This is a genomic window from Salarchaeum japonicum, assembly GCF_020614395.1.
GTDB classification, from domain to species: domain Archaea; phylum Halobacteriota; class Halobacteria; order Halobacteriales; family Halobacteriaceae; genus Salarchaeum; species Salarchaeum japonicum.
Genome location: NZ_CP085324.1, coordinates 2,192,049 through 2,204,074, shown reverse-complemented (window position 1 = coordinate 2,204,074; position 12,026 = coordinate 2,192,049). Strand labels below are relative to the sequence as shown.

12 protein-coding genes are annotated in these 12,026 nt (G+C 67.7%); 9 read left to right on the top strand and 3 right to left on the bottom strand.

All coding sequences use genetic code 11. From position 1 onward, the window contains the following. Positions 1–21: 21 nt before the first annotated feature. Entirely contained in the window at positions 22–1,017 is a 996-nt protein-coding gene (locus LI334_RS12315) for a DUF4382 domain-containing protein (protein ID WP_227261115.1), read from the bottom strand. Between the two features lie 122 nt (positions 1,018–1,139). Here LI334_RS12315 and rnz point away from each other — a divergent pair, with 122 nt between their 5' ends. From rnz to LI334_RS12300, 3 genes are read left to right on the top strand one after another with little or no spacing between them, the layout of a single operon-like run. Next, positions 1,140–2,063, top strand: a complete 924-nt coding sequence (gene rnz / locus LI334_RS12310) for a ribonuclease Z (RefSeq protein ID WP_227261114.1) — start codon at positions 1,140–1,142, stop codon at positions 2,061–2,063. Positions 2,064–2,105: 42 nt separating this feature from the next. Then, a complete protein-coding gene (locus LI334_RS12305) occupies positions 2,106–4,067 on the top strand; it encodes a DUF460 domain-containing protein (RefSeq protein ID WP_227261113.1) in 1,962 nt (653 codons plus the stop codon). Between the two features lie 51 nt (positions 4,068–4,118). After that, positions 4,119–5,099 (top strand): tyrosine--tRNA ligase, encoded by a 981-nt coding sequence (locus LI334_RS12300; RefSeq protein ID WP_227261112.1) that lies wholly within the window; start codon positions 4,119–4,121, stop codon positions 5,097–5,099. Between the two features lie 276 nt (positions 5,100–5,375). On the opposite strand, the gene LI334_RS12295 is transcribed toward LI334_RS12300, so the two are convergent. Continuing rightward, positions 5,376–5,645, bottom strand: coding sequence for a hypothetical protein (locus tag LI334_RS12295; RefSeq protein ID WP_227261111.1), 270 nt, complete (start codon positions 5,643–5,645; stop codon positions 5,376–5,378). A 32-nt stretch (positions 5,646–5,677) separates the two neighbouring features. After that, on the bottom strand, positions 5,678–5,857 hold the full coding sequence (locus LI334_RS12290) for a DUF7470 family protein (protein WP_227261110.1): 180 nt from the start codon (positions 5,855–5,857) through the stop codon (positions 5,678–5,680). 84 nt (positions 5,858–5,941) lie between these two features. Between LI334_RS12290 and eif1A the strand changes: the two genes are divergently transcribed. The 6 genes from eif1A to LI334_RS12260 all read left to right on the top strand — a co-directional run bounded on the left by eif1A (position 5,942) and on the right by LI334_RS12260 (position 11,961). Further along, positions 5,942–6,229 carry a translation initiation factor eIF-1A gene (gene eif1A, locus LI334_RS12285; protein ID WP_227261109.1) on the top strand — a complete coding sequence of 96 codons (288 nt, stop codon included), beginning with the start codon at positions 5,942–5,944 and terminating at the stop codon, positions 6,227–6,229. A gap of 1 nt (position 6,230) precedes the next feature. Further along, positions 6,231–7,070 carry a serine/threonine-protein kinase Rio1 gene (gene rio1, locus LI334_RS12280; protein ID WP_227261108.1) on the top strand — a complete coding sequence of 280 codons (840 nt, stop codon included), beginning with the start codon at positions 6,231–6,233 and terminating at the stop codon, positions 7,068–7,070. Positions 7,071–7,262: 192 nt separating this feature from the next. Then, a complete protein-coding gene (locus tag LI334_RS12275; protein WP_227261107.1) occupies positions 7,263–8,384 on the top strand; it encodes a tryptophan--tRNA ligase in 1,122 nt (373 codons plus the stop codon). Positions 8,385–8,438: 54 nt separating this feature from the next. Next, positions 8,439–8,993: a KH domain-containing protein gene (locus LI334_RS12270; protein ID WP_227261106.1), complete on the top strand. Its 555-nt coding sequence runs from the start codon at positions 8,439–8,441 to the stop codon at positions 8,991–8,993. A gap of 116 nt (positions 8,994–9,109) precedes the next feature. After that, positions 9,110–10,798, top strand: coding sequence for a thermosome subunit alpha (gene thsA / locus LI334_RS12265; RefSeq protein WP_343750022.1), 1,689 nt, complete (start codon positions 9,110–9,112; stop codon positions 10,796–10,798). Positions 10,799–10,971: 173 nt separating this feature from the next. Then, on the top strand, positions 10,972–11,961 hold the full coding sequence (locus LI334_RS12260; protein ID WP_227261105.1) for an ornithine cyclodeaminase family protein: 990 nt from the start codon (positions 10,972–10,974) through the stop codon (positions 11,959–11,961). Positions 11,962–12,026 lie beyond the last annotated feature (65 nt).

Genomic DNA, 12,026 nt, shown 5'->3' with positions numbered 1-12,026 from the left:
GTAAGAATCGGTCGGTTACGCCTATCGTCCGCCGCCGCTTCCGCCGTCGCCGCGGTCACCGCCGCCGCCGTCGCTCAGCCGTACCGAGAGGTTCCCGCGGTCGTCGCCCGCCTCCGCCAGCACGCGGACGTGGTCGGCGTCCGGCACGGTGACGGAGACGGTTCCGTTCGCGTCCGTGGTGCCGACGCGCTCGTCGTTCACGGTGACGGTGGCGTTCGCGACGGCGCTCCCGTTCTCGGTGACGCGCACCGTGACGTTCTCGCCCGCGGAGACGTTCTCGGTGACGGTGACGTTCAGACTCCCGTTACTCCCACACATGCACGCTCCGTGCATCCGAACCGGGTTCACGGGCTTGTTCAGGCCCGTCTCGCTCACCACGGGCTTGATGATGTACTTCCCGCTGCCGCCCGCCTTCACGACGTTGATGTCGTAGACGAAGTGCGCGGCACTGCTCGCGTTCAGCGTGAACTCGCTGTTCACGTGGAGCTTCTGCGAGGGGAGTGTCACGTTCACCGACTCGCCGGTCGTGAGCGTGCCGTTCACCTCGCTCACGTACGCGAACACCTTGTCGTAGGTGCCCGCGGGAACGGAGACGTTCCCGAGCAGGCTCGCGTTCTCGCCCTGCAACCGCGTCAGGTCGACCGTCGTGTCGTTCACGTCCCGCTCCACCCACTCGCCGCCGGAGTCGGATTCGGCCTCCTCGGTCGTGGCGGCGGTCGTCGCGGTGGTGTTGGTCGCGGTCGTTGTTTCGTTGGTCGTGCTTGTCGCGTTCACCGTCGAGGTCGCGTCCGTCGCGTTCCCGACGTGGTGGAGACCGATGCGGGTGATGGTGACGTTCAAGTGTTCGAAGTCACCGATTGCGCCCGGGCGGTCGCTCACGTAGAACGCGAGTTCCGCGGTTCCGTCGGTCGTCGTGCCGTCCGTGGTGGTCGCCGCCGTGGTGGGGCCGCCCGCGCCGGCGCACCCGGCGAGGACGACGGTCACCGCGACGACGAGCGTGGCCAGTGTGCGATTCATGTACTCGACCCGTGGAGCGCGACGGGGATTAACCCGAACGGCCGTTCATCCGTTCGAACCGTTTTGGACGGTTTGAACGACGAGTCGAAGCCGCTTTCCGGCCGCCAGACCCATGTAGGGCTATGACTCTCCACGTTACCTTCCTCGGGACCAGCGGGGCCGTCCCCACGACGACCCGGAACCCGAGTTCCGTCTTCCTGAAGCGCGGGGGTGACGCGTTCCTCTTCGACGCCGGGGAGGGGACGCAGCGACAGATGATGAAGTACGGCACGGGGTTCGACGTGTCGGACGTGTTCGTCTCGCACGTCCACGGCGACCACGTGCTCGGCCTCCCCGGGCTCGTGCAGACGTGGGACTTCAACGACCGCTCGGAGCCAGTGACGATTCACACGCCGCGGGGGACGAAGTCGAAGCTCGACCAGCTCGTGCGCGCCATCGGCTCCCCGACGGGGTTCTCGGTGCGGGTGAGCGAGGTCACGCCCGGCGAGGTCGTCCTGGAGCGCGACGAGTACGAGGTGCGGGCGTTCGAGACCGACCACCGCACGACCTCCGTGGGGTACGCGCTCCGCGAGCACGACCGGAAGGGCCGGTTCGACCGCGAGAAGGCGGAAGACCTCGGCGTGCCCGTCGGCCCGAAGTTCAGCGAACTCCACGACGGCAACCCCGTGGAACTGGACGACGGCACGCTCGTGCGGCCCGAACAGGTCGTGGGCGACCCGCGGCCCGGCCGCACCGTCGTCTACACGGGCGACACCCGGCCCGTGGACGCGACCGTTGAGGCCGCGGACGGCGCAGACCTCCTGATTCACGACGCGACGTTCGCGGACGACGCCGCCGAGCGCGCCGCCGAAACCGGCCACTCCACCGCGGGCGAGGCCGCGCGGGTCGCCCGGGACGCCGGCGTGCGACGGCTCGCGCTCACCCACATCTCCAGCCGGTACGCGGGCGACGTGAGCGCCCTCAAACAGCAGGCCGAACGCACGTTCACCGGGAAGTCCGTCGTCGCGCACGACGGCCTCGAACTCGACGTCCCCTACCCCCAGTAGGGCGGCCGTGCGCTTATATTTCGCAATCGCCTACTTCTCGCCGTGAGTACCCGTACCCGCGCGCTGGACGCGCTGGTGTTCGGCGTCGACGTGCAGAGCGGCGACGTCCGCGGTGACGCACCCTCCTACGCGCTCGTCGTGTACGACGGCGACGACATCGAACGCGACGTGGTGAGCCGCCGGAAACTCCGCCGGCTCGTCGAGGACGCGGAACCCGACCTGCTCGCGACGGACAACATGTACGAGCTCGCGGCGGACAAAGACCAGCTCGTCCACTTCCTCCGCGGGCTCCCCGCCGAGACGAAGCTCGTCCAGGTGACGGGCGACGAGCGCCCGGAACCGCTCTCCCGGGTGGCGAAGCGCCACGGCGTCCCGTACGGGAAACCCGCGATGGAGGAGGCCGAGGCGGCCGCCCGGCTCGCCGCGCGGAACGTCGGCTACGAGGTCTCTGCGTTCACGAACGAGACCGAAATCAAGGTCTCTCGGGGGCGCTCCACCGGAAAGGGCGGGTGGAGTTCCGACCGGTACACGCGGCGCATCCACGGGAACGTGAAGACGGACGCCCGCGACATCGCCTCGAAACTCGACGACGCCGGATTGGACTACGAGATGGACGAGACGGAGAAGTACGGCGGGTTCTCGAACGCCGTGTTCACCGTGCAGGCGCGCATGGAGGACATCCCCGTGTCGAGTCGGCGCTCCGGGGACACCCGCGTCGAAATCGAACCCGTCCGCCGGGACGGCATCGAGTTCGTGCCGCTCGCGCGCCGCCGCGACCGCGTGTTCGTCGGTATCGACCCCGGAACCACGACAGCGGTCGCGCTCGTGGACTTCGACGGCCGCGTGCTCGACGTACTCAGCACGCGCACCGCGGACACCGCGGACGTGGTGGAGTGGATAATCGAACACGGCCGGCCCGTCCTCGTCGCCGCGGACGTGACGCCGATGCCCGAAACGGTGGACAGCTTCCGGCGGACGTTCGACGCCGCGGGCTGGGAGCCCGACACCGACCTGCCGGTGGACGAGAAACAGCACCGGACGCGCGAGGAGGGCTACGAGAACGACCACGAGCGGGACGCGATGGCCGCCGCGCTGTTCGCGTACGACGCCCACGAAACCCAGATACGGCGCGTCACCGAGCAGATTCCGCCGCAGGTCGATAGGGGGGACGTGCTCGCGCGCGTCGTCGGGAACGACGAACACGTCCAGGCCGTGGTGGACGACCTCACCGCGACCGAGGAGACGGAGGCGGAGGAGACGGAACACGAGGTTAGAGAGCTCTCCGAGGAGGAAAAACGCATCCGCGACCTCGAACGCCAGGTCGAACGCCTCGGCGACCACGTCGAGGAGCTCGAAGCCGAACTCGCGGAGAAGGAGGCGGAAATCGAGGAGTACGAGTCCGAACTGTCGGACGCCCGCCGCGAGGAGCGCGAGCGCGCCCGGGAGCGCCGCGAGGTGACGAAACTGGAGTGGGAGAACTCGCGGCTGGAGGACGAACTCGACGCCGAGCGCGAGCGCGCGGACGAACTGGAGTCGAAACTCGCGCGACTGAAAGACCTCTGGAAGCTCGACCACTCGAACTTCGCGGACGTGAACTCCGGGAACCTGGTCGCGGTGAAGCCGGTCGCGCAGTTCACGCGGGACGCCATCGACTCCACGGTCGAGGAGTACGGCATCGCCGCCGGCGACGTGGTGTACTTCCGGGACGCCTCCGGCGCGGGCCGCGCGACCGCCGAACTGCTCGCCGACCACGACCCCCGCGTCGTCCTGCTCTCCGGCAGCACCTCCGACGCCGCCCGCGACGTGCTCTACGAGGAGGACGTGGCGTTCGGGCCCGCCGAGGACGTGCGGATTCGGGAAATAGACGAGCTCGCCATCGCCAGCGAGGACGCCGTCGAAGCCGTCGAAGCCGACTACCGCGAGCGCGTCGAGGAACGCGAACAGGAGCAGAACGAGGCGATGGTCGACCAAATCATCAGCGAACACCGCGCCGACCGGGACTGACGGCGCGCGGAGAACCGAGAGTTTCTTTCCCGCTCGTCGGGAGGGTCGTGTATGGACACGTACGAGTTGGTCACGCGGAACGCCGCGGAAGTCGTGACCGAAGAGGAAGTCCGAGCGCTCGCCGACGACCCCGAGGGGAAGCGGGTGTACGTCGGGTACGAGCCGTCCGGTGTGCTCCACATCGGCCACCTCCTCGGCGCGAACAAACTCATCGACCTCCAGGAGGCCGGGTTCGATGTCGTGGTGTTGCTCGCGGACGTGCACGCCTACCTGAACGACAAGGGGTCGTTCGACGAGATCGAGGAGATCGCGGAGCGGATGCGCGAGCAGTTCCTCGCGTACGGACTGGACGAGGAATCGACGGAGTTCGTCTACGGGTCGTCCTTCCAGTTCGACGAGGACTACGTGCTCGACCTGCACGCCCTCGAACTGGAGACGACGCTCTCGCGGGCGGAGCGCGCGATGAGCGAAATCAAGAGCGGTGACTCCGTGAAGGTCTCGCAGGCCGTCTACCCGCTGATGCAGGCGCTCGACATCGAGTACCTCGACGTGGATCTCGCGGTCGGCGGGATGGAGCAACGCAAGGTGCACATGCTCGCGCGGGACGTCCTGCCCAACGTGGGGTACGACGCGCCGACCTCCCTGCACACGCCGCTCATCGCCGACCTCGAATCCGGCGAGGGGAAGATGAGTTCCTCGTCCGGCGTGAACATCAGCATGGAGGACTCCACGGAGGACATCGCGGAGAAGGTCAACAGCGCGTTCTGCCCGCCGACCCGCGACCCCGAGGGCGACCTCGAAAACCCCGTGCTCCAGATTTTCGAGTACCACGTGTTCCCGCGCTTCGACGAAGTCGTCGTCCAGCGGCCCGACGAGTACGGCGGCGACCTGACGTACGGCGAGTACGAGGCGCTCGCCGCCGACCTCGAATCCGGCGAACTCCACCCGGCGGACGCGAAGGGCGCGCTCGCCGACTACCTCGACGAACTCATCGCGCCGGGCCGAGAGCGGTTGCGGGAGCTCCGTTCCTGACTGCGAGCGTAGCGAGCACGCTTTTTCGTCCAGGGTTTTCGAGGAGAGGGTCGCCGCAGCGGTCACGGAGTGACCGCGAGGAACCCCGACGAAGAAAACGGTGGCTTATCGCGCCGGGTCGAGAGCGGTTGCGGGAGCTCCGTTCCTGAGCTGAGGTGCTGGGGGCGTTCGGGCAGTCCCGGGGGTCGCACGGGTGTGACTGCCGCTCTCCGATTTCTGTGTCCGTGCGGTGGTTTACTGGGTGATAGCCCGTGCTGTGTCGGCTTCCGGTTTGAACTATCGGGCGCGGGCGGCGAGGACGAGCGCGGCGAGCGTGAGCGCGGTCGCGCCGACGGCGGCGGGGTACGGGTGCGCGATGACGTGGACGTGGAGGAGGACGGCGAGGCCGCCGAGGACGCCGCCGAGCGCGCCGATTGCGAGGGCGGCGAGTTCGAGCGTGCCGACCGGACGGGGGTGTTCGCGCCGCCACCAGCCCCGGAACGTCGCGGCTGCGGCGAACGCGAGCGCGGCGAGCACGAGGACGGCGGTGACGTACGGTGCGTGCACGGACTGGCTTCTCGCGGGTGGGTCTTGGGCGTTTAGGCCATCCCCATCATCTCCATGCCGGCGCGAAGGCCGCGGCGGACGAGCACGACGAGGCCGAGGAGGACGACGAACAGCCCGACGGCGACGACGGGAGCGTTGTAGGCGACGATGCCGAGGCCGGCGAGCACGAGGACGATGCCGAGGACGCCCTGAATGCCGAGTTTGTCGAGCATACGCGTGGAGTCAGTCGCGGCGGGGAAGGCGGTTTCGATGGGAGAGAGTAGGGATTTAAAAGTCTGCCGCGACTACGCGGGCGTATGAGCGAGGACGAGGGGAGCCGCAAGAACCTGCGGATGCCCGACGAGGACGAAGTGTTCGCCGAGGTGACGAACATGCTCGGCGCGAACCGAGTGAACGTCCGCTGTGCGGACGGGACGGAGCGAACCGCCCGCATCCCGGGGCGGATGCAGAAGCGCATCTGGATTCGCGAGGGCGACATCGTGCTGGTGGAGCCGTGGGACTGGCAGGACGAGAAGGCGGACGTGACGTGGCGCTACGAGAAAGCGGACGCCGAGCAACTCAGAGAGGAGGGCCACCTGGACTAGCGTGGCGGACGACGACTTCGTGGAGGAGACCGAGGGAGCGCCGGGGGACGAGTTCGAGGAAATCGACGTTTCCGACACGGAAGCCGACCGCATCGCGCGAAAGCGCGACCGCGAGTTCGCGGAGTTCCGCAAGCGCGTGAAGGACGCCGACCAGTTCAAGGTCGAGGCGGGCGCGTTCGACGACGCGACGTACGCGGCCATCTACAAACTCGTGCAGGACGGGTACGTCGCGGCGCTCGGCGGCCCCATCTCGACGGGGAAGGAGGCGAACGTGTACGCGGCGGAAGCGCCGGAGGGGGAGACGGTCGCGTTGAAGGTGTACCGCGTGAACGCCTCGGATTTCCGGCAGATGCGGGACTACCTGGAGGGCGACCCGCGCTTCGAGGGCATCCGAGGGGACAAGAAGTCCGTCGTGCTGGCGTGGACGCGCAAGGAGTTCGCGAACCTCAAGCGCGCCGCGGAGGCGGGCGTGAAAGTCCCCGACCCCATCGCCGTCCAGCGGAACGTGCTCGCGATGGAGTACATCGGCGGGGAGGACGAGGCCGCCCCGACGCTCACCGACGTGACGCTGGAGAACCCGGAGACGGCGTACGAGGTCGTGAAGGAGTACATGCGTCGGCTGTACGACGCGAAACTCGTGCACGGCGACCTCTCCGAGTACAACATCGTCGTCCACGAGGGCGAACTCACCGTCATCGACGTGGGTCAGGCGGTCACCACCTACCACCCGAACGCGGACGAGTTCCTGCGGCGGGACTGCCGGAACGTCGCGAACTTCTTCTCGCGGGCGGGCGCGGACGCCGACGTGGACGACCTGTACGCGTTCGTCACCCGCGAGTAGAGCGGTAGGCTTTTTTCGGCGTCGCGCTGATTCCGGGGTATGCAGTCCGCTCCCGACTGGCGTTGGCGTGGTTCGGGAGCGGACAGTGTCGCCCGCGTCGGGGCCGCGGCCTAACCGCGCTCCCCGAATCGGGGTGGCGCTCCCTCGCTCTCCTCGCGCATCACACACAGAGAGCCACGCAGCCACCCCTACATGACACAGACAGTCACACCCTACCACGTTTCGGGCGACATCGACTACGAACGACTCCTCGACGACTTCGGCGCAGACCGCCTCCCGGACGCCACTCAGGAACGCCTCGGCCATCCGCTCGCGCGCCGCGACGTGTTCTACGCGGGCCGGGACGTCGAGCGCTTTCTCGACGCCGACGAGCGCTCCGTCGTCACGGGCCGCGGGCCGAGCGGGCCGATGCACCTCGGACACGTCCTCCCCTTCTACTTCGCGAAACACCTCCAGGACGCGTTCGACGCGACGGTCTACGTCCCGCTCTCCGACGACGAGAAGTACTACGCGAAAGACCAGACGTACCCGGAGACCCGGGACTACCTCCGCGACAACCTCCGGGACGTTCTCGCGGTAGGGTTCGACCCCGAGAACACCCGCATCGTCGTGGACACGGACGACGCCGACGTGGTGTATCCCGTCGCGTCGGCGTTCGCGGGCGACATCACGCACAACCAGATGACGGCGACGTACGGCGACCCGCCGAACGTCGGCCTCGCCTTCTACCCCGCCGTCCAGACCGCACACCTCCTGCTCCCCCAGCTCGTCGAGGGCGCGCACGCCACCCTGGTACCCATCGCCGTCGACCAGGACCCGCACGTCCGCGTCTCCCGGGACGTGGCCGCGAAGGCGAAGTACGACGCGTCGAAGCCGGGCGCGCTCCTCGGGAAGTTCCTCCCGAGCCTCGACGGCCCGGGGAAGATGAGTTCGAGCGAGGGCGTCGCCATCCACCTCGACGACGACCCCGACGCCGTCCGCGAGAAAATCGCGTCGCACGCCTACACGGGCGGCCGCGCCACCGTCGCCGAGCACCGCGAGAAGGGCGGGGTTCCCGAGGAGGACGTTCCCTTCCAGTACCTCCAGGCCTTTTTCGAACCGGACGACGACCGCCTCCGCGACATCGAGGCCGCGTACCGCGCGGGCGAGTTGCTCTCGGGCGAACTGAAGGAACTCGCGGCCGACCGGATAGTCGAGTTCCTCCGCGCACACCAGTCCCGGAAGGCGGACCTCGGGGCGCTCGACGCCGAACTCGCGCCGTACCGGCTCACCGCGGACGAGCGCGAGCGGGCGCGGTCGGCGGTCGGCCTGTAGCGGGCGAAGCGGAGGACTGAACGCTTAAACGGCTTCATCTCTTAGGATTCGGCAATGACTCAACACGTGAAGATTCCGCAGGACCGCATCGGGGTTCTCATCGGCGAGGGCGGTGAGACGCTCCGCCGCATCGAGCGGGAGGCGGAGGTCAGCCTCGACGTGGATTCGGAGAACGGCGCGGTCGCTGTGGAGAAGACGGGCGACCCGGTTCGCGGCCTGAAGGGCCCGGACATCGTGCGCGCCATCGGTCGCGGGTTCCGGCCGGACGACGCGCTCAGCCTGCTCGACGACGACATGCGGCTGTTCGACACCATCGACATCGACCGCGCGGCGCGCAACGACAACGACCTCCGCCGCAAGAAGGGCCGGCTCATCGGCGAGAACGGCCGGACGCGCGAACTCATCGAGGAGTTGACTGGCGCGAGCGTCGTCATCTACGGCTCGACGTTCGGCGTCATCGGCGGGCCGAACGAGGTCGAAATCGCGCGGTCGGCCGCGGAGATGATTCTGGACGGCGCGCCCCACGGCGCGGTGTACTCGTTCCTCGAACGCAAGCGCACGGAGGAACTCAAGCACCAGGGGATGGACTACCACGAGTACCACGGATAGTACTTAAACACCCGTTTCTTGGTACTGTCTCACACGCGCTAGCGGCAATCCACGCGGTTCGTTAGCACTCTTGCCGCTGGTTTTATGTAGAAGGACAATCAATCATTCGGACGACTATGGCACAACAGATGGGCAACCAGCCGCTTATCGTACTCTCCGACGACTCGCAGCGAACGTCGGGGAAGGACGCGCAGTCCATGAACATCACCGCCGGCAAGGCCGTCGCGGAAGCCGTCCGCACCACGCTCGGCCCGAAAGGCATGGACAAGATGCTCGTCGACTCCTCGGGGAACGTCGTCGTCACGAACGACGGCGTGACCATCCTCAAGGAGATGGACATCGAGCACCCCGCCGCGAACATGATCGTGGAAGTCGCCGAGACCCAGGAGAACGAGGTCGGCGACGGCACCACGTCCGCGGTCATCGTCTCCGGCGAACTCCTCAAGGAGGCCGAGGAACTCCTCGAACAGGACATTCACGCGACCACGCTCGCCCAGGGGTACCGGGAGGCCTCCCAGCAGGCGCGTGAAATCCTCGAAGACATCGCCATCGACATCGACTCCGAGGACACCGAGTACCTCGAAAAGATCGCCGCGACCGCCATGACCGGCAAGGGCGCGGAGAACGCGAAGGACGTGCTCAGCGAACTCGTCGTTCGCGCCGTCCAGTCCGTCGCCGACGACGGCGTCGTCGACACGGACAACATCAAGGTCGAGAAGGTCACCGGCGGCGCAATCGAGAACTCCGAACTCGTCGAGGGCGTCATCGTCGACAAGGAGCGCGTCAGCGAGAACATGCCGTTCGCCGTCGAGGACGCGAACGTCGCCCTGCTCGGCGACGCGCTCGAAGTCCAGGAGACCGAAATCGACACCGAGGTCAACGTCACCGACCCCGACCAGCTCCAGGAGTTCCTTGACCAGGAAGAACAGCAGCTGGAGGAGATGGTGGACGCGCTCCACGACGTCGGCGCGAACGTCGTGTTCGTCGACGGCGGTATCGACGACATGGCCCAGCACTACCTCGCGCAGCACGGCATCCTCGCCGTCCGTCGCACCAGCAGCGACGACATCAGCCGCCTCGCCCGCGCGACCGGCGCAACCCCGGTCTCGAACGTGAAGGACATCGAGGCGGACGACCTCGGACACGCCGGCAACGTCGCGCAGAAGGACATCGGCGGCGACGAACGCATCTTCGTCGAGGACGTCGCTGACGCGAAGTCCGTCACGCTCATCCTCCGCGGCGGCACCGAACACGTCGTCGACGAAGTCGAGCGCGCCATCGACGACTCGCTCGGCGTCGTCCGCGTCACGCTCGAAGACGGCCAGGTGCTCCCCGGCGGCGGCGCGCCCGAGACCGAACTCGCGATGCGTCTCCGCGACTACGCCGACAGCGTCGGCGGCCGCGAGCAGCTCGCCGTCGAGGCGTTCGCCGACACGCTCGAAGTCATCCCGCGCACCCTCGCCGAGAACGCGGGCCTCGACTCCATCGACTCGCTCGTCGACCTCCGCAGCCAGCACGACGGCGGCGCGACCGCGGCCGGTCTCGACGCCTACACTGGCGAAGTCATCGACATGGACGACGAGGGCGTCGTCGAACCCCTCCGCGTCAAGACGCAGGCCCTCGAATCCGCGACCGAGGCCGCGACGATGATTCTCCGCATCGACGACGTCATCGCGGCGGGCGACCTCGCCGGCGGCCAGATCGACTCCGACTCCGGCGGCGACGACGGCCCGGCCGGCGGCCCCGGTGGCGCCGGCGGCATGGGCGGCATGGGCGGTATGGGTGGCATGGGCGGCGCTATGTGAAGTCGGGTATAGCCCATACATCCACTTCGACCGCTGCACCGCTCGCCTGACACACGCGGTTTTTCTTCGCGCGCCACGCCGGAGAGCCCCGGCTGTGCGGAATTATCGGTCTGTCACAGTTTTCGACTCCGGTTTTCGAACACCCTAAGTATTGCCCGCGGAAAGTCCGGGATATGGTTACTCTCCTGCTGAACAAGGAGGACGTGGACGAGAACACGCCGATGCCGGAGCTCATCTCGGCGGTCGAGGACGCGTTCGCCGCGTACGAGACCGGGGACGCGCAGATGCCCGCGAAGTCCTACATCGACCTCCCGCAGTACAACGGCGACTTCCGGTCGATGCCCGCCTATCTCGACGCCGGAAGCTGGGACGCCGCCGGCATCAAGTGGGTGAACGTCCACCCGGACAATCCCGACCGCTTCGACCTCCCGACCGTGATGGGGACGATGGTGTACTCCGACCCCGAGAACGCCTACCCGCTCTCCATCATGGACGGCACGGAACTCACGATGAAGCGCACGGGCGCGGCCGCCGCCGTCGCCACCGACCACCTCGCCGTCGAGGACGCGTCCAGTTTCGGTCTGGTGGGCGCGGGCGTCCAGTCCTACACCCAGTTGGAGGCCATCAGTCAGATTCGGGACATCGAGGAGGTCGTCGTCAGCGACCTGAACGAGGCGCGCATCGAGCAGTTCATCGACTACTTCGGCGACGAGTTCGACGTGCGCGAGGGCACGATTTCGGAGGCCGGCCACTGCGACGTCCTCTCCACGGTCACGCCCGTCGAAGACCCAATCGTCCACCCCACCGACATCGGCGAGCACACGCACGTCAACGCGATGGGCGCGGACGCCGAGGGCAAACACGAAATCGCCGACGACATCCTCCTCGACGCGAAGGTCGTCATCGACGACTTCGCGCAGACCACGCACTCCGGCGAAATCAACGTCCCGTGGAGCGAGGGCGTCATCGACGAGGACGACATCTACGGTGAAATCGGCCAAATCGTCACCGGGAAAAAGGACGGCCGCACTCCGGAAGACGGCGTCACCGTCTTCGACTCCACCGGCCTCGCGATTCAGGACGTGGCCGCCGCGCACGTCGTCTACGAGCACGCGAACGAGAAGGACAACGGCACCGAGTTCGACCTGCTCGGCGTCCGCTAGCCCCTCGGGAGCGGTCTGACAGGCGCTCCTCCGGCGAACTGTCGTTCGAAAAGGTATAGGGTCGT

Coding starts and splice junctions, on each gene's coding strand:
- LI334_RS12315 (WP_227261115.1), bottom strand. CDS start 1,017: ATGAATCGCACACTGGCCACGCTCGTCGTCGCGGTGACCGTCGTCCTC.
- rnz (WP_227261114.1), top strand. CDS start 1,140: ATGACTCTCCACGTTACCTTCCTCGGGACCAGCGGGGCCGTCCCCACG.
- LI334_RS12300 (WP_227261112.1), top strand. CDS start 4,119: ATGGACACGTACGAGTTGGTCACGCGGAACGCCGCGGAAGTCGTGACC.
- LI334_RS12290 (WP_227261110.1), bottom strand. CDS start 5,857: ATGCTCGACAAACTCGGCATTCAGGGCGTCCTCGGCATCGTCCTCGTG.
- eif1A (WP_227261109.1), top strand. CDS start 5,942: ATGAGCGAGGACGAGGGGAGCCGCAAGAACCTGCGGATGCCCGACGAG.
- LI334_RS12275 (WP_227261107.1), top strand. CDS start 7,263: ATGACACAGACAGTCACACCCTACCACGTTTCGGGCGACATCGACTAC.
- LI334_RS12270 (WP_227261106.1), top strand. CDS start 8,439: ATGACTCAACACGTGAAGATTCCGCAGGACCGCATCGGGGTTCTCATC.
- thsA (WP_343750022.1), top strand. CDS start 9,110: ATGGCACAACAGATGGGCAACCAGCCGCTTATCGTACTCTCCGACGAC.
- LI334_RS12260 (WP_227261105.1), top strand. CDS start 10,972: ATGGTTACTCTCCTGCTGAACAAGGAGGACGTGGACGAGAACACGCCG.